Source organism: Micromonospora sp. NPDC047762 (genome assembly GCF_043204655.1).
In the GTDB taxonomy this organism is placed as follows: Bacteria; Actinomycetota; Actinomycetes; order Mycobacteriales; family Micromonosporaceae; genus Micromonospora.
Window position 1 is genome coordinate 16,771 of record NZ_JBIDCQ010000007.1, and the last position, 15,821, is coordinate 32,591.

17 protein-coding genes are annotated in these 15,821 nt (G+C 71.2%); 8 read left to right on the top strand and 9 right to left on the bottom strand.

All coding sequences use genetic code 11. The annotated features are described in order from the left end of the window. Window positions 1-29: 29 nt before the first annotated feature. Entirely contained in the window at window positions 30-674 is a 645-nt protein-coding gene (locus tag ACGF3C_RS21475; protein ID WP_393224531.1) for a DUF2306 domain-containing protein, read from the top strand. On the opposite strand, the gene ACGF3C_RS21480 is transcribed toward ACGF3C_RS21475, so the two are convergent. Genes ACGF3C_RS21480 through ACGF3C_RS21515 form a run of 8 tightly spaced genes read right to left on the bottom strand, consistent with a single transcriptional unit; the run spans window position 661 to window position 6,874 of the window. Further along, on the bottom strand, window positions 661-1,482 hold the full coding sequence (locus ACGF3C_RS21480; RefSeq protein WP_393224534.1) for an IclR family transcriptional regulator C-terminal domain-containing protein: 822 nt from the start codon (window positions 1,480-1,482) through the stop codon (window positions 661-663). The genes ACGF3C_RS21475 and ACGF3C_RS21480 overlap by 14 nt on opposite strands. Continuing rightward, window positions 1,479-1,859 (bottom strand): 4-carboxymuconolactone decarboxylase, encoded by a 381-nt coding sequence (gene pcaC / locus ACGF3C_RS21485; RefSeq protein WP_357262299.1) that lies wholly within the window; start codon window positions 1,857-1,859, stop codon window positions 1,479-1,481. The genes ACGF3C_RS21480 and pcaC overlap by 4 nt, the downstream gene beginning before the upstream one ends. Beyond that, entirely contained in the window at window positions 1,856-2,635 is a 780-nt protein-coding gene (pcaD, locus tag ACGF3C_RS21490) for a 3-oxoadipate enol-lactonase (protein WP_393224538.1), read from the bottom strand. Before pcaD ends, pcaC begins: the two co-directional genes overlap by 4 nt. Continuing rightward, on the bottom strand, window positions 2,632-3,972 hold the full coding sequence (gene pcaB / locus ACGF3C_RS21495) for a 3-carboxy-cis,cis-muconate cycloisomerase (protein ID WP_393224541.1): 1,341 nt from the start codon (window positions 3,970-3,972) through the stop codon (window positions 2,632-2,634). Before pcaB ends, pcaD begins: the two co-directional genes overlap by 4 nt. After that, window positions 3,947-4,519 carry a protocatechuate 3,4-dioxygenase subunit alpha gene (gene pcaG / locus ACGF3C_RS21500; RefSeq protein ID WP_393224543.1) on the bottom strand — a complete coding sequence of 191 codons (573 nt, stop codon included), beginning with the start codon at window positions 4,517-4,519 and terminating at the stop codon, window positions 3,947-3,949. Before pcaG ends, pcaB begins: the two co-directional genes overlap by 26 nt. After that, window positions 4,512-5,261, bottom strand: coding sequence for a protocatechuate 3,4-dioxygenase subunit beta (gene pcaH / locus ACGF3C_RS21505; RefSeq protein ID WP_393224545.1), 750 nt, complete (start codon window positions 5,259-5,261; stop codon window positions 4,512-4,514). Before pcaH ends, pcaG begins: the two co-directional genes overlap by 8 nt. Then, window positions 5,258-6,028, bottom strand: coding sequence for a CoA-transferase (locus ACGF3C_RS21510; protein WP_357227045.1), 771 nt, complete (start codon window positions 6,026-6,028; stop codon window positions 5,258-5,260). The genes pcaH and ACGF3C_RS21510 overlap by 4 nt, the downstream gene beginning before the upstream one ends. A gap of 27 nt (window positions 6,029-6,055) precedes the next feature. Continuing rightward, complete coding sequence (locus tag ACGF3C_RS21515; protein ID WP_393224548.1) at window positions 6,056-6,874, bottom strand: CoA transferase subunit A; 819 nt, start codon at window positions 6,872-6,874, stop codon at window positions 6,056-6,058. Window positions 6,875-7,120: 246 nt separating this feature from the next. On the opposite strand from ACGF3C_RS21515, the gene ACGF3C_RS21520 reads away from it, so the two are divergent. The 7 genes from ACGF3C_RS21520 to ACGF3C_RS21550 all read left to right on the top strand — a co-directional run bounded on the left by ACGF3C_RS21520 (window position 7,121) and on the right by ACGF3C_RS21550 (window position 14,368). Next, window positions 7,121-8,581 (top strand): benzaldehyde dehydrogenase, encoded by a 1,461-nt coding sequence (locus tag ACGF3C_RS21520; RefSeq protein WP_393224551.1) that lies wholly within the window; start codon window positions 7,121-7,123, stop codon window positions 8,579-8,581. A gap of 17 nt (window positions 8,582-8,598) precedes the next feature. Further along, window positions 8,599-9,780 (top strand): 4-hydroxybenzoate 3-monooxygenase, encoded by a 1,182-nt coding sequence (gene pobA, locus ACGF3C_RS21525; protein ID WP_393224554.1) that lies wholly within the window; start codon window positions 8,599-8,601, stop codon window positions 9,778-9,780. Between the two features lie 189 nt (window positions 9,781-9,969). Beyond that, on the top strand, window positions 9,970-10,944 hold the full coding sequence (locus tag ACGF3C_RS21530) for an ABC transporter substrate-binding protein (RefSeq protein WP_393224557.1): 975 nt from the start codon (window positions 9,970-9,972) through the stop codon (window positions 10,942-10,944). A 71-nt stretch (window positions 10,945-11,015) separates the two neighbouring features. Beyond that, window positions 11,016-11,816, top strand: coding sequence for an ABC transporter permease (locus ACGF3C_RS21535; RefSeq protein ID WP_357229399.1), 801 nt, complete (start codon window positions 11,016-11,018; stop codon window positions 11,814-11,816). Beyond that, window positions 11,813-12,637 (top strand): ABC transporter permease, encoded by an 825-nt coding sequence (locus ACGF3C_RS21540; RefSeq protein WP_393224560.1) that lies wholly within the window; start codon window positions 11,813-11,815, stop codon window positions 12,635-12,637. Before ACGF3C_RS21535 ends, ACGF3C_RS21540 begins: the two co-directional genes overlap by 4 nt. Next, window positions 12,630-13,442: an ABC transporter ATP-binding protein gene (locus tag ACGF3C_RS21545; RefSeq protein WP_355006322.1), complete on the top strand. Its 813-nt coding sequence runs from the start codon at window positions 12,630-12,632 to the stop codon at window positions 13,440-13,442. The genes ACGF3C_RS21540 and ACGF3C_RS21545 overlap by 8 nt, the downstream gene beginning before the upstream one ends. Window positions 13,443-13,480: 38 nt before the next feature. After that, a complete protein-coding gene (locus ACGF3C_RS21550) occupies window positions 13,481-14,368 on the top strand; it encodes a PaaX family transcriptional regulator C-terminal domain-containing protein (protein WP_393224563.1) in 888 nt (295 codons plus the stop codon). Here ACGF3C_RS21550 and ACGF3C_RS21555 read toward each other — a convergent pair. Beyond that, a complete protein-coding gene (locus tag ACGF3C_RS21555; RefSeq protein WP_393224566.1) occupies window positions 14,292-15,818 on the bottom strand; it encodes a long-chain fatty acid--CoA ligase in 1,527 nt (508 codons plus the stop codon). The two genes, ACGF3C_RS21550 and ACGF3C_RS21555, sit on opposite strands and share 77 nt — an antisense overlap. Window positions 15,819-15,821: the final 3 nt, after the last annotated feature.

A 15,821-nucleotide genomic window follows, 5' to 3' on the forward strand; every position in this document is an offset into this window, starting at 1 on the left:
GGGCGGGTACGGCGTCCACCATCGGTGGCATGACGATCCGCGAGTGGCGGCTACCGGCCGCGTTGATCCTGCTGGGCCTGATACCGATGCTCGCCGGCGCGGGACGGCTCACCGAGTTGGGCAGCGGACCCGAAATCACCCCGACCAACGCCCGCTTCGTCGCCGATCCGCTGCCGGTGGTGCTGCACATCGTCGGCGCGGTGGTCTACACGATCCTCGGCGCGTTCCAGTTCGTGCCCCGGCTGCGCCGCTACCCCTGGCACCGCCGTGCCGGCCGGGTGCTCGTCCCCTGCGGGCTGACGGTGGCGTTCACCGGCCTCTGGATGGCCGTCGCGTACGACCTGCCGGCCCACGACAACGACGTGCTCGCCGGTATGCGGCTCGTCTTCGGCTCGGCCATGGCCGGCTCGATCCTGCTCGGTCTCGCCGCCGCGCTACGCCGGGACATCGCCCTGCACCGCAGGTGGATGGTGCGCGGTTACGCGATCGGCCTCGGCGCCGGCACCCAGGCGTTCACCCACGCGCCGTACCTGATCGCGACCGGGGAACAGCCCGACGGGAACCTGCGGGCCGGCCTGGTGGTCGCCGGTTGGGTGATCAACCTTGCGGTGGCCGAGTGGTACCTGCGGCGTCCGACCCGGGTCGTCACCGCGCCGGCCCTCAAGCTGAGCTGAGCCCGCCGGCCCTCGGTGACCGGCTCGGGCCGCCCCGGATGTCCTCCTCGATCCGCTTCGCGGCGGCCAGCAGCGGCGGGAGCAGCTCTCGACGGATCATCTCGAAGGACCCCCGGCTGGCGTGCGCGGAGACGTTCACCGCGGCGATCACCGACCCGTTCTCGCCGTGGATCGGCGCGGCAACGGAGCGCAGGCCCTCCTCCAGCTCCTGGTCCACGATGGCGTGCCCCTGGGCGGCGATCTTCCTCAGGACGGTGCGCAGCTTCGCCGGGTCGGTGACGGTGCGCCGGGTCAGCGGCCGCAGCTGCGCGGTGGCGAGGTAGTCGGCCAGCCAGTCCGCCGGTTGCGCGGCGAGCAGCACCCGACCCATGGAGGTGGCGTACGCGGGGAAGCGCGTCCCGACGCTGATCCCCACCGTCATGATCCGCTTGGTGGGCACGCGGGCGACGTAGACCACCTCGTCGCCGTCGAGCACCGACACCGAACAGGACTCGTGCACCCGCGCGACGAGCGCCTCCATGTGCCGCTGCGCGAGCTCGGGCAGGCTCAGGCTCGACAGGTACGCGTACCCGAGTTCGAGGATCCGTGCCCGCAGCGAGAAGAGCCGACCGTCGGTGTGCACGTACCCCAGCTCGACAAGCGTGAGCAGGAACCGGCGCGCCGCGGCCCGGGTCAGCCCGGTGCGTCTGGCCACGTCGCTGAGCGTGAGCTCCGGGTGGTCGCCGTCGAACGCCCGGATCACCGCGAGGCCGCGCTCCAGCGACTGAACGAACTCCGGCGACCTCGTCGCCTCCTCGCTCACGCTCACCCGGCCTCCTGCCGCAGGGTCTCCCGGGCCACCTTGAACGCCCGGTTCGCCGCCGGTACGCCAGCGTAGACGCCGACCTGGAGCAGGACCTCCGCCACCTCCTCCGGGCTGAGTCCGTTGCGCAACGCGGCCCGGACATGCATCGCCAACTCCTCGTCGTGGTGCAGGGTGGCGAGCACGGCGAGGGTGATGCAGCTACGGGTTCGCCGGTCGAGGCCCGGCCTGCTCCACACCTCGCCCCAGGCGTAGCGGGTGATGAAGTCCTGGAAGTCGGCGGTGAACTCGTCGGTGCCGGCGACCGCGCGGTCCACGTGTGCGTCACCCAGCACCTGTCGTCGCACCGCCATGCCGGCCTGGTGCCGCTCGTGGTCGTTCACCCGTCACCCCGTCCCTCGTGGAAGTGTTCCAACAGGAGTCGGCACACCTGCTCGGGTTGCTCGACGTTGGCCAGGTGCGCCGCCGCGTCGACCACGGCCAGCCGGGCCTGCGGGATGCGCTCGACGATCTCGCGGGCGTGCGGCACCGGGGTGGCCGGGTCGTCCGCTCCCGCGATGACCAGCGTCGGCGCGACGACCCGGCCGAGGTCAGGTCGGAGGTCCATGGCGGCGATCGCCTCGCAGCAGGCGGCGTATCCGGTCGGCGCGTTCGCGGTCAACATGGCGCGGTGGGTGGCGACCACCACCGGCCGGGCCGTGGCGAAGGCCGGGGTGAACCAGCGGGCCACCACCGCGTCGGCGATCGCCGGCATCCCGCCGGTGAGTACCGTCGCGGCTCGTTCCCGCCACTGCTCCGGTGGGCCGAGCGACGCCGACGTGCAGAGCAGCGCCAGCCGCCGCACCCGCTCGGGCGCGTACGCGGCGAGCCACATGCCCACCATGCCGCCGAGGGACAGCCCCGCGTAGTGGACCCACTGCACGTCGAGGTCGTCCAGCGTCCGCAGCAGTTCCCGGCCCAGCAGGTCCAGCGTGTACGGCCCGGGAGGCACCGCGGAGCGCCCGTGGCCGAGGTGGTCGTACCGGATGACTCGGAACCGTTGGGCGAGCGCCGGGACCTGGGGTTCCCACATGGCGGCGGCGGTGCCCAGGGAGCTGCCGAGCAGCAGCACCGGCGCGGCGGCCGGGCCGTCGACTGTGAGATGCAGTCGGGACGTCATCGGCCTACTCCTCGAGCGGCGGCCAGGGCATTCTCGACGAACCGGCCGGCCGAGCCGAGCCAGCGGTGCGGGTCGAGCGCCTCGGCTATCTCCGTGTCGGACAGGTGGGCGCGTACCTCGGGGTCGGCGAGCAGCGCGGCGCGGAACGAGGGTTCGGAGGCGGCGCGGGTCACGAGGTCGTGTGCGACGCCGCGACCGACAGCGGGCGCCAGTCGCGCGGCCACGGCCTCGGCGAGCAGCAGGCCGCCGGTGGCGTCGAGGTTCTCCCGCATCTTGTTCGGACGGATTTGTAGCCCGTGCAGCATCCGCGCGCACCGGGCGGCGGCACCGCCGGCCACGTGCAGCAGCTCCAGCAGGGGCTCCCACTCGGCGTGCCACGCGCCCGCGGCCCGCTCGTGCTCCTGCACCGCCGCGGCGAACAGGGTGGCGACGAGACCCGGGCCGCGTCGCGCCGCGGCGGTGACGAGGACCGAGTCCACCGGGTTGCGCTTGTGCGGCATTGCCGAGGAGCCGCCGCGTCCGGCGCCGCCTTCGGCGACCTCACCCACCTCGTTCTGGGCGAGCAACCCGACGTCGAGGGCGACCTTGCCGGCGGCGACGAGCAGCCCGCCGAGGGCGGCGGTCAGGTCGAGCCAGGGCTGGCGACGGGTGTGCCAGGGCAGCGGGCTCGGCGGGAGGCCCAGGTGCGCCGCGAAGCGCTGGGCGACCTCGGCGCCGGCCGGCCCGTACGCGGCCAGGGTGCCGACCGCGCCACCGAGTTGCGCAGGCTGCGCGGTGCGGGTCTGACGCAGTCGGTCCCGGGTCTCGACCAGCCCGGTCAACCAGCCGGCGGCCTTGAGCCCGAACGTGGTGGGCGCCGCCTGCTGCCCGAGGGTCCGGGCGACCATCACCGTGTACCGGTGCGCGTCGGCCAGCTGGGCGGCGGCGTCCACGGCGGCGTCGAGGTGACGCAGCAGCGGCCCGAGCGCCCGCACGGCCACCAGGACCAGCGCGGTGTCCAGGACGTCCTGGCTGGTCGCTCCGAAGTGCACCCAGGCTCGGGCGTCCTCCGGCACGGCGGCGGTCAGCTCAGCCACCAGCGGGACGACCGGGTTGCCCGTGGCGTCGGCCGCCCGGCCGAGCGCTCCCGGGTCGTACCGCTCGGCGCGGCACTGCTCGACGATCGCCGTGGCCGCCGGCGGTGGCAGGATGCCGGCGTCCGCCGCGGCCCGGACGAGTGCGGCCTCCACGTCGAGCATCGCCTGGAGCACTGACGGGTCGCTGAGTTCCGCGTCGACGTCCGGAGCGCCGGACAGGCCGCCGAGCAGGCCGTCAGACGGCGAAGAAGACGGTCTCATTGTCGCCCTGCAGGTGGATGTCGAACCGGAACCCGTCCGGGGCGGGACTCGCCAGCAGGGTGTCGCGGCGGTCGGCGTCGACGATGCGCAGCACGGGGTCGGCGGCGTTCGCCGCCGGCTCGTCGGGGAAGTAGAGCCGCGTGACGAGGCGGTGCAGCAGCCCACGCCCGAAGACCGACAGGGTCAGGTGGGGGGCTTCGGTGCCGCCGCCCGGCTCGGGCAGCGAACCCGGCTTGACGGTCAACAGCCGGTACCACCCCTGCGCGTCGGTCTCGCTCCGGCCGAATCCGCGAAAGCCCACGAGCGCGGGCCGCCGGGCACCCCGAGGGTCGTCCGGATGGTCGAACCGGCCGTCCGGGTCGGCCTGCCAGCTCTCCACCATCGCATCGACCACCGGTGTTCCGGTGCCGTCGAAGACCCGCCCCCCGATCCAGAACGCGCCCGGCGTGCCCTCGGGTACGACGTACGGGCCGTCGGGCCAGCGGAGGCCGATGTGCAGGTACGGCCCGACTGTCTGCGCGGGCATGACGCCCAACTGCTCAGTCATCGTCGTCCTCGTCCTCGAAGGGGGTGCTCTCCCGGCCGCGCAGCACGATGTCGAACTCGTACGCCAGTGCCCACTCCGGTGCGGTGGTGGCGTGGTCGTACCGGGCGATCATCCGTTCCCGTGCCTTCGGGTCACGGACCGAGTTGAAGATCGGGTCCTGGAAGAAGAGCGGGTCGCCCGGGAAGTACATCTGCGTGACCAGCCGCTGGGTGAACGCGCGGCCGAAGAGGGAGAAGTGGATGTGCGCCGGCCGCCAGGCGTTGTCGTGGTTGCGCCAGGGGTAGGCACCGGGCTGCACCGTGATGAACCGGTACCGCCCCTGGTCGTCGGTGAGCGCCCGGCCCACCCCCTCGAAGTACGGGTCGAGCGGGGCCGGCCAGGTGTCCCGGGCGTCGCGGTACCGGCCGGCGGCGTTGGCCTGCCAGATCTCGACAAGCGTGCGGGGCACCGGTCGACCGTCACCGTCGCGGACACGCCCGTGCACGATGATCCGTTGTCCCTGCGGCTCGCCGTCGTGCTGGCGGGTCAGGTCGTGGTCGAGCGCCCCGAGCCGTCCCTCCCCCAGCAGCGGTCCGGTGACCTCGGTCAGCCGCTGCGGCAGGTGGATCAGCGGGTGTCGCGGCGCCCGCGCCACTGTCGACCCGTAGCCGGGGCTGAGCAGTGGTGGGTGGACGTCGACGTCGTCGCGCCGGTACCGCGGTAGCACGAGACCCCTGTCTGCCCCGGTGTCCTGTGTGGTCATCGTCGTCTCCCGTCGAACTTCGTCGCCTCCAGTGCCCGCAGCGCCGCGAGTTCCCGCGCCGTCGGCGGTTCACCGGTGGTCAGCCCGGCGGCGACGGCGAGGTCCCAGCCGGTGGCCGCCCGCGCCTGCTCCCGGGTCACCCCGGGGTGCAGGCGGGTCAGCGTGAGCTCGCAGGTCACCGGGTCGGGTTCGAGGACGCCGAGATCGGTGATCACCACGCGGGGGCCGGCGCCACGCAGGCCGAGTCGCTCCCGGTCGCCCGGGCCCGTTCCGTAGCCGACCGAGGTGACGAAGTCGACCCGTTCGGTGAACGTCCGGAGGTCCTGCCGGACGATCACCACGACTTCACCGCAGGAGGCGGCGATCTCCGGGGCGCCGCCAGCGCCGGGCAGCCGGACCTTCGGGGCGGCGTAGTCACCGCCGACGACAGTGGTGTTGATGTTGCCGTACCGGTCGAGCTGCGCCGCCCCGAGGAAACCCACGTCGATCCGGCCCGGTTGGAGCCAGTAGTTGAACACCTCGGGCACCGACACCACCGCGTCAGCCGATTCGGCGAGGACCGCGTCCCCGATGGAGAGCGGGAGCCGGTCCGGCTTCGCGCCGAGGCACCCCGATTCGTAGATGAGCACCAGGTTCGGGGCGTGGGTCACCCGGGCGAGATTCGCCGCGGTGCTGGGCAACCCGATCCCCACGAAGCAGGCGGTGCCGTCGCGCAGTTGGCGGGCGGCGGCGACAGTCATCATCTCGTCGGCGGTCCAGTCAGCCATCGCGTTCCCCCCGCTCGCCGCGCTGACTCATGCCGCCGCCCCGGCCGTGTGCACGTGCTCGTCCAGCCAGGCGCGGAAGGTGTCGCGGTGCCGGCTGACGGCGTCCCAGTCCCGGTAGAAGTCGTTGTCCCGCACCGAGTAGCCGTGGGCGTAGGAGGGGTGCGCGCCGCCGGGCACCTCGGCCACCGCGGTGACCGCCCAGCCAGGAAGGACCACCTGCCCGGGTACGGGTTCCAACTCGTCCACGATCTCCTCGACGGTGACCAGTGACCGGTGGGCGGCGAGCACCGCTTCCTTCTGCACCCCGGTGATGCCCCACATCTGCACGTTGCCGTCACGGTCGGCGCGCTGGGCGTGCACCACAGTCACGTCGGGACGCAGGGCGGGGACGGCGGTGAGCGTCTCGCCGGTGAAGGGGCAGGTGATGGGCCGGATGTTCGTTGTGTGCCCGGGCAGGTCGGTGCCGGTGTAGCCGCGCAGGACGGCGAGCGGCAGCCCGGACGCCCCGGCGACGTACCGGTTCGCCATGCCCGCGTGACTGTGCTCCTCCAGCTCGAGCGGACGCGGCCAGGCGTGCTGCACGGCGTCCCGGAAGCGGTGCAGCGATCCGACGCCCGGGTTGCCGCCCCAGGAGAAGACCAGGCGGCTGGCGCAACCCGCGCCGATGAGCTGGTCGTAGATGACGTCGGGGGTCATCCGCACGAGGGTCAGCTTTTGCCGTCCCTGGCGGATCATCTCGTGACCCGCGGCGAACGGGATGAGGTGCGTGAACCCTTCCAGGGCCACCACGTCACCGTCGCGGACCAGGTGGGCCACGCCGTCGGCAAGCGAGACGAGCTTCGCCATGGGCCTCCCCGCATCCTGCGAAAACCGCGCTGCCGCCGGCTGTTCGCCATGCGGACTGCCGTACTCATATCGAACGTACGACGGAGGACGACATCCGTCAACGACAGGTCGGCCGGGCCCCGGCCGGCGTCGTCCACTGTGTTCGGCAGTCACGTCGGCCGATGCGTTGACGCGAGCCGGGCCACGTGCCAACGTTCAAGCAGAGAACGGCCGTTCGGTACGCGAACACCTCCGAGGAGGACCGCCATGACACTGCTGGACGCCACGACCTGGCAGGGCACCCTGCACAGCGACGGCTGGGTGAAACCCGCCGGCGGGACGGCACCCGTGCGATCCCCCGCCACCGGAGAGGAGATCGGCCAGGTCGGCGTGGCGAACGCCGAGGACGTGACGCGCGCCTGCGCCCGCGCCGCCACCGCCCAACGCGCCTGGGCCGCCACCGGCTACGCCGTGCGGGCCGCGGTGCTGCGCCGGGCCGGGCAGCTGTTCGAGCGGTACGCCGCCGAGATCGGCGACTGGATCGTGCGGGAGTCCGGGTCCATCCCAACCAAGGCCAGCGTCGAGATCGCCGCCGCCGCGCAGGAGTGCTACGAGGCGTCGGCGCTGGCCTCGCACCCGCTGGGCGAGATCATCCCGAGCGCGCAACCGCGGCTCAGCCTGGCCCGCCGGTTGCCCGTCGGCGTCGTCGGGGTCATCGCGCCGTTCAACTTCCCGCTCATCCTGGCCACCCGTTCGGTGGCCCCGGCCCTGACGCTGGGCAACGCCGTGGTGCTCAAGCCCGATCCGCGCACCGCCGTCTGCGGTGGCGTCGCGATCGCCCGGGTCTTCGAGGAGGCCGGCCTGCCCGAAGGGTTGCTGCACGTCCTTCCCGGCGGGGTGGAGGCCGGTGAGGCGCTGGTGGCCGACCCGAACGTACGGGTGATCAGCTTCACCGGCTCGACCGCTGCCGGCCGCAAGGTCGGTGAGGCGGCGGCACGCCACCTCAAACGTTCGCACCTCGAACTCGGTGGCAACTCGGCGCTGATCGTGCTCGACGACGCCGATCTGGACCTCGCTGTCTCCGCCGGCGCGTGGGGGTCCTTCCTGCACCAGGGTCAGATCTGCATGACCACCGGCCGGCACCTGGTCCACGAAAGTCTGTCCGAGCGCTACGTCGAGCGGCTGGCGGAGAAGGCGAACCACCTGCCGGTCGGCGACCCGGCAAAGGAGCAGGTGGCGCTCGGGCCGATCATCGACGAGCACCAGCGCGACAAGATCCACGCACTGGTCACCGCGAGCGTCGACGCGGGTGCCCGGCTGGCCGCCGGGGGCACGTACGAGGGACTGTTCTACCGGCCGACGGTGCTCACCGACGTCACCTCCGCGACCCCGGCGTACGCCCAGGAGGTTTTCGGCCCGGTCGCCCCGGTGATCACCTTTGCCGACCAGGACGAGGCCGTCGAGTTGGCCCGCCAGACCGAGTACGGCCTGTCGCTGGGCATCCTGAGCCGTGACGTGATGAGGGCGATGGCCCTCGCCGACCGGATCCCCAGCGGGATCGTGCACATCAACGATCAGACGGTGAACGACGAGGCGGTGGCGCCGTTCGGTGGGGTGGGAGCGTCCGGTACCGGCTCCCGGTTCGGCGGGCCCGCGGCGAACGTCGAGGCGTTCACCGAGACCCAGTGGCTCACCGTGCGCGGCGCCATCACGCGGTACCCGTTCTGACACCGGAAGGATCGGGCATGCCGGGAATGCGTACCCAGGTCGGCATCGTCGGCGCCGGGCCGGCGGGGCTCATGCTGTCGCACCTGTTGCACCTGCGCGGAATCGAGTCCGTGGTGCTGGAGAGCCGCAGCCGGGACCACGTCGAGCACCGGCTCCGGGCGGGCGTCCTCGAACAGGGCTCGGTCGACCTGCTCTGCCGCAACGGCGTCGGCGAGCGGCTGCGACGGGAGGGACTGCGCCACGAGGGCATCGAGCTGCGCTTCGCCGGGGAGTCGCACCGGGTGCCGATGGCAGACCTGACCGGGCGGGCGATCACCGTCTACGGGCAACAGGAGGTGGTCAAGGACCTGATCGCCGCCCGGCTCGCGGCCGGTGGCTCGATCCTCTTCGAGACTGAGGCGGTGCGCCTGGACCGGCTGGACTCGGACTCCCCGGTCATCCACTTTCGACGCGACGGGCAGGTCCAGGAGCTGCGCTGCGACTTCGTGGCGGGCTGCGACGGGTTCCACGGGGTGAGCCGCGGCGCGGTGCCCGAAGGGGTGCTGACCACCTACGAGCGGGTGTACCCGTTTGCCTGGTTGGGCGTCCTCGCCGCCGCACCGCCGGCGGTGGACGAACTCATCTACGCCAACCACGAGCGTGGCTTCGCCCTCTACAGCATGCGCTCCCCCGAGATCTCTCGGCTGTACCTACAGGTCGCGCCCGACGAGGACATCGCCGCGTGGCCGGACGAGCGGATCTGGACGGAGCTGCGGGCACGGTTGGAGACGGTGCCGGGGTGGTCGCTCAACGAGGGACCGATCCTGGAGAAGTCCATCACCCCGATGCGCAGTTTCGTTGTCGAGCCGATGCGGTGGGAGCGGCTGTTCCTGGCCGGGGACGCCGTGCACATCGTCCCACCCACCGGCGCGAAGGGCATGAACCTCGCGCTCGCTGACGTCGCGCTGCTGGGGGACGCCTTCGCCGGCTGGTACGACCGAGGCAGCACCGATCTGCTGGAGGCATACTCGGCCACGGCGTTACGCCGGGTCTGGCGAGCCCAGCACTTCTCCTGGTGGATGACCTCAATGCTGCACCGGCTGGAGCGCGACGACCCGTACGAGACGAAGCTCCAGACCGCCACGCTGAGGTACGTCGCCACCTCCGAGGCGTACGCCGCAAGCCTGTCCGAGAACTACGTGGGCCTGCCCGAGGTCTGAACGCGAGCGTGCGGGACGGCACCACAGCAGAGCGTTGTTCAACTTATTTCTGACGGGCGTCAGAAATTATTGACTTTCAATGCCGGGGTGACTGACCATGGCCAACACAGCGAAGTGCGCCCCCGCGCCACCGTTGGTCACCTGCACATCCGAGGCACCCACCACCCCCGCCCAGGAAGGGCCTCGTCCATGAAGAAGGTCATGGCTCTCGGGCTGATCGCCGTCACCGCGGTCGCCCTCACCGGATGTACCGACTCCGACGCGTCCAACCCGTCCGAACAGACCTCGGGCGACCTGCGCAAGGTCCGGGTCGCGGCGCTGCCCATCACCGAGACCGCCGCGCTCTGGGGCGGCATCAAGGCCGGTGTCTTCGCCGAGCGCGGCCTCCAGGTCGAGGTGCTGCCCGCCCAGGGCGGCGCGCAGGCCATTCCCGCGCTCCTGAACGGCGACATCGACTTCGCCATCGGCCAGCCCTTCGGGCCGTTCCGGGCCGACCTGCGGGATCTCGGCGTCGTCATCATCGGCAACTACGCCTCCTCGTACGCCGACGGCGACGACATCAACGCCGTGGTGGCCTCGGCGAAGTCAGGCATCAAGCGGCCGGCCGACCTCGCGGGCAAGCGGGTCTCGGTCAACAGCCTGGGCGCCGCCGGCGACGTGACGATCATGGCGGCGGTCGAGAAGGACGGTGGCGACCCTTCGAGGATCAAGTTCGTCGAGGTCGCCTTTCCGGACGCCCCGGCCCAACTCGAATCCGGCAACATCGACGCCGCCTGGGTGCCGGAGCCCTTCGTCACCCAGTTGAAGACCCGCGGGGACACCTTCATCGTCGCCCCCTACCAGGCGGTGGTGCCCGGCCTGACCACGCTCACCACCATCACCACCAGGAAACGCACGGAGAAGGACGCCAAGCTGGTCGAGGACTTCACGGCGGCGATGAAGAAGACGTTGGAGTGGGCCAAGGCCCCCGCCAACGAGGCGGCGCTTCGGCAGGCCATCAAGGACAACCTTGAGCTGCCCCCACCGGTGGCCGAGTCGGTGCGGCTGCCGGCATTCGGTTGGGAGGTCGATCGGTCGAGCCTCCAGACGCTCGCCGAGCTCGCGCAGAAGTACAAGGTGCTCGACAGGCAACCCAACCTCGACCGTCTCATCCAGCAGCAGTAGCCGGCGCGATCCCGCCCTCCCCGCCCCCGGAGTGGGGAGGGCCTCGTCGCCCGCCTGACGACGGGAGTGACATGCGCGTGTTTCCCACCCGACGCCTACGCGCGTTACGCAAAGCGATGCTGGGCGTCGTCGGCCTGACCGCGTTCCTCGTCGTCTGGCAGCTGATCCCTACGCTGGGCCTGATCAACCCGCTCTACCTGCCGTACGTGACCGACGTGCTGGCGCGGCTTGTCGAGCAACTCGTCGACCTCGCGTTCTGGCGGCGGTTGGGCAGCACCATGACGTCCTGGGCGATCGGCCTGACGGTGGCGACGGTCGCCGCCGTCGTCCTCGGCACGGTCGTCGGGTTGGTGCCCTTCCTGCGGCGCGCGACCCACACGATCGTCGAGTTCCTCCGCCCGATCCCGTCGGTCGCCCTCATCCCGCTCGCCGTGCTGATGTTCGGCATCCAGCGGCAGGCCGCCCTCGTCATCATCATCTACGCGTCGTTCTGGCAGGTGTTCGTGCAGGTCATCTACGGCGTCGCCGACGTCGACTCGGTGGCCCGCGACACCGCCCGCAGTTTCGGTCTGAGTCGGCGGGAACAGTTGTCGCACCTCGTCCTGCCGACCACCCTGCCGTACCTCATGACCGGCCTGCGGCTCGCGGCGGCGGTCGCGCTCATCCTCGCCATCACCGCGGAGATGGTGATCGGCAACCCCGGTCTCGGGCGCATGATCGAGCTGTCCCGGTCCGCCGGAGACGCCGCCGGCCTGTACGCGCTGGTCGTGGTCACCGGCCTGCTCGGGCTCATGGTGAACATCGTCTTCCGGTTCATCGAGCGTCGGGTGCTGTCCTGGCACCAGTCCGTACGAGGAGAGGAGGCGCTGTGACCACGTACCCCGGGCGGATCGCCACCACGGCACGCAGCCGGACGGTCGGAACCCGGATCGCGGCGGGCATCCTCTACCCACTGGGCCTGCCGACGATGCTGCTGGTGGTCTGGGGCCTGGCGGCGACGAGGGCGACGAACCGGTTCTTCCCCGACCCGTTGACGATCGCCAGAGCCTTTCGGGAGACCTGGGTCGGTCCGGCCTTCGTCGAGGACGTGCTGCCGAGCCTCGCCCGCCTCGGCCTCGGTGTCGCCGCGTCGATCGTGCTCGGCATCGGCGCCGGCACCGTCATCGGGCTGACCCCCTGGCTGCGGGAACTCCTCGAACCACTGCTGGAGTTCCTCCGGGCCATCCCACCACCGGTGCTGATCCCGGTGGTGATGCTCCTGCTCGGAATCACCGACACCATGAAGGTGGCCGTGATCGTCTCCGGCGCGGTCTGGCCGATCCTGTTGAACACGATCGAGGGTGTCCGGGGGACCGACAGCGTCATGAAGGAGACCGCGGAGTCGTTCCAGGTCTCCTGGTGGGAGCGGCTCCGGTTCCTCGTACTCCCCGCTGCCAGCCCACGGATCATGGCCGGGGTTCGTCAGGCCCTCTCGGTCGCGCTGATCCTGATGGTCATCTCCGAGATGTTCGCCTCCTCCTCCGGCCTCGGCTACCGGATCGCCTACTTCCAGCGCAACTACCTGATCGCCGAGATGTGGAGCGGCATCGTCCTCCTCGGTCTCGTCGGCGTTCTCCTCGCCGTAGCTTTCGGTCTCGTCGAACAGCGCGTTCTGCGCTGGTACCACGGAGTCAGGGAGGTCAACCGTGCCTGATCGGAGCAGTCTGCTGCTGGTGGAGCACCTGCGGAAGGTCTACGAGTCCACCACGGGCAACGTCGAGGCGATCGGGGACATCAGCTTCACGATGGACGCCGGTGAGCTCGTCTGCATCGTCGGGCCGTCCGGTTGCGGCAAGACCACCCTGCTGAAATGCCTCGCCGGCCTGCTGCGGCCCACCAGCGGCCTGGTCGAGATGGACGGCTCCGCGGTGACCGGACCCAGCCCGGCCATGGCAGTCGTGTTCCAGGAGTACGGCCGTAGCCTCTACCCCTGGCTGACGGTGCGCGGAAACGTCGAGCTTCCACTGCGGCACAAGAGGCTCAACCGCGATGCCCGAAACAAGCTTGTCGTCGACGCTCTTGAGGCGGTGGGTCTCGGGCACGCCGCGCTGAGCCACCCGTGGCAGCTCTCCGGGGGGATGCAACAGCGCGTGGCGATCGCGCGGGCCATCGCCTACCAGCCCGACGTCCTGATCATGGACGAACCGTTCGCCGCCGTGGACGCGCAGACCCGGGCCGACCTGGAGGACCTGGTCCGCGAGCTGCACGCCAGCCGGACCATCTCGGTTGTCTTCGTCACCCACGACATCGACGAGTCGGTGTATCTCGGTCAGCGGGTTCTAGTATTGTCCACGTCGCCGACCTGGGTCCAGGAGGACCTCGCGATCGACCTGCCGCCGGAGCGCGATCAGATCACGACCCGCGCTCTGCCCCGTTTCACGGAACTGCGGACGCACGTCTACGACCAGATCCAGCGGGCCAAGCGCGGGCAGGCCGTGGCCCCGCGATCCGCGCGGTGATCGGCGGCCAACCAACGAGTTCGCCGAAGGGAAGGGCTGTGGGTAGTCGTCAGCCGAAGCAGTTGTTGCTCGCCTTCTTCGGGGAGCACGTCGTCGACGGTGACACGGGACCGATCCGGGCGAGCGTCCTGATCAACGTGCTGGAGGGCGCCGACGTCGCCGCGCCGGCCACCCGCGCGACCCTGGACCGACTCGTGCACAGCGGCATCCTCGCCCGCAGCAGGAGCGGCCGGGAGACGCTGTTCTCCCTGACCGAGCACGGGGTCGCGGTGTTGCGCGAGGCGACGTACCGCGTTCGCGGGCCGCGGCCGTTCGACCCACAGGGCAACGGGTGGACCCTTGTCACCTTCTCGATCCCGGAGGGCCAGCGGATGCTGCGGCACCGACTGCGCTCAACTCTCATCTGGGAGGGCTTCGCGCCGATCCGGGACGGGCTCTGGCTCGCGCCCGGCGAGGTCGACCTCGCCGGCTCGTTGGAGCCGCTGCGGCAGGACCTCGCGCCCAATACGGTGGTCGCCTTTCACGCCCGCGAACTCGCCGGGTTCCCGATCGGCGAGAGCGTACGCGCCGCGTGGGACATCGAGGCGATCCGGCGCGCCCACCTGGCCTTCATCGACGTGTGGGACGACCCGTCCGCGACGGCGATGGCACCGAGCGCCCTCACCGTACGGACGATGCTGGTGGCGGACTGGCTCGCGCTGCTGCGCACCGACCCGAGGCTGCCGGCCGAGTTCATGGACGACGAATGGCCCGCCACGAGATCGGTGGAGACCTACCGTCGGACGCACGAGAAGCTGGCCGAGGCGTCAGCGGCGGAGTTCGCCGAACTCGTCGCGGCCCGGCCCACTGCTAGGAGCCGAATCGGGTCCTCAGATCGGCCTTCCGCACCTTCCCCGACGCCGTCCGCGGCAGCTCATCCACGATGACCACGTTCTTCGGGAGCTTGTAGCGGGCGATTCTGCCGTCCAGGCACGCCCGGACGGTGGTGGTGTCCACCGACGCCCCCTCCCGTACGGTCACGATTGCCCAGGGCACCTCACCCCAACGCTCGTCCGGCACGCCGATGACCGCCGCCGAGGTCACCCCGTCGACCTCGGTGAGCAGCTGCTCGAGTTCGAGCGGGTAGATGTTCTCGCCCCCCGAGATGATCATGTCCTTGAGTCGGCCGGAGATGTAGAGGTAGCCGTCGGCGTCCAGGTGTCCGAGGTCGCCGGAGCGGAACCACCCGTCGGCCGTGAACGCCTCGGCGGTCGCCTCCGCAAGGCCGTGATAGCCGGGGAAGACGTTGGGCCCGGCCACCTCGATCTCACCGACAGCGCCGGTGGGCACCACCGCCCCGGCCGCGTCGGTGATCCGCACATCGGTGAAGAAGTGCGGCAGACCGACACTGCCCTGCTTGACGCGGGTCATCGTCGGCGGCAACGCTGTCGCGCCCGGCGCGGCCTCGGTCATGCCGTAACCCTGCGAGAACGACAGGCCCCGCGCCTCGTACGCGTTGAGGATGCGGGCCGGCACGGCCGAACCTCCGCAGGTGAGCTTCGTCAGCGTGGACAGGTCGGTCGACGCCCAGGCGGGATGGTCGGCCATGAGCTGGTAGGTGGTCGGCACGCCGCTGAGCATTGTCACCCCGTGACGCTCGATCTGCGCGAGCGCGCGGCCCGGCTCGAAGCCCTTCTCGATCACCATCGTGGCGCCCTTGAGGATGACGGGCAGGGCACCCATCCCGAGCGACGCGACATGGAACAGCGGCGAGATCATGAGCGCGACGTCAGTGGAGACGACGTCGTAGTCGACCACACAGTTGAGCGCCACCCAGGTGAGGTTGCCGTGGGTCAGCACGGCACCCTTGGCCCGGCCGGTCGCGCCCGAGGTGTAGACGATCGCCGCCGGGTCCTCGTGGGTGGAGTCGACCCGACCGGTGAACGGGGAGACGGCGGCCCGCGCCAGGCGGGCAAGCCCGTGCCGGTCCGCGGTGCCCTCACCGTTGACGATGACGTACGGGGTCCGGGCGGTCGGCGCGGCGGAGGCCACCAGCGCCGCGAAGTCCGGGTCGTGGATCAGCACCCGCGCGCCGCAGTCGGCGAGGACGGCCACGATCTCGGGTGCGGCGAGCCGGGTGTTGATCGGCACGAAGACGGCCCCGACCTGCGCCGCCCCGAACATCACCAGGAGGAGTTCGGGGCTGTTCTCGCCCAGGTAGGCGACGCAGTCACCCCTACCGACGCCTCGCTCCCGCAGCACCGCCGCGATCCGGTCCGCGGCGTCGGCGAACTGTCCGTACGTCATGGGGGGCCGGTCGCCGTGGATGATCGCGACCTGGTCCGGGGACTTCAGCCGGCGCTTGGCCACCCAGGCGCCAATTCCGTGCTGCTGCATCAG

Coding starts and splice junctions, on each gene's coding strand:
- ACGF3C_RS21555 (WP_393224566.1), bottom strand. CDS start 15,818: ATGCAGCAGCACGGAATTGGCGCCTGGGTGGCCAAGCGCCGGCTGAAG.
- ACGF3C_RS21520 (WP_393224551.1), top strand. CDS start 7,121: ATGACACTGCTGGACGCCACGACCTGGCAGGGCACCCTGCACAGCGAC.
- pcaB (WP_393224541.1), bottom strand. CDS start 3,972: ATGAGACCGTCTTCTTCGCCGTCTGACGGCCTGCTCGGCGGCCTGTCC.
- pcaG (WP_393224543.1), bottom strand. CDS start 4,519: ATGACTGAGCAGTTGGGCGTCATGCCCGCGCAGACAGTCGGGCCGTAC.
- ACGF3C_RS21535 (WP_357229399.1), top strand. CDS start 11,016: ATGCGCGTGTTTCCCACCCGACGCCTACGCGCGTTACGCAAAGCGATG.
- ACGF3C_RS21515 (WP_393224548.1), bottom strand. CDS start 6,874: ATGGCGAAGCTCGTCTCGCTTGCCGACGGCGTGGCCCACCTGGTCCGC.
- pcaH (WP_393224545.1), bottom strand. CDS start 5,261: ATGACCACACAGGACACCGGGGCAGACAGGGGTCTCGTGCTACCGCGG.
- ACGF3C_RS21530 (WP_393224557.1), top strand. CDS start 9,970: ATGAAGAAGGTCATGGCTCTCGGGCTGATCGCCGTCACCGCGGTCGCC.
- pcaD (WP_393224538.1), bottom strand. CDS start 2,635: ATGACGTCCCGACTGCATCTCACAGTCGACGGCCCGGCCGCCGCGCCG.
- ACGF3C_RS21510 (WP_357227045.1), bottom strand. CDS start 6,028: ATGGCTGACTGGACCGCCGACGAGATGATGACTGTCGCCGCCGCCCGC.
- ACGF3C_RS21475 (WP_393224531.1), top strand. CDS start 30: ATGACGATCCGCGAGTGGCGGCTACCGGCCGCGTTGATCCTGCTGGGC.
- pobA (WP_393224554.1), top strand. CDS start 8,599: ATGCCGGGAATGCGTACCCAGGTCGGCATCGTCGGCGCCGGGCCGGCG.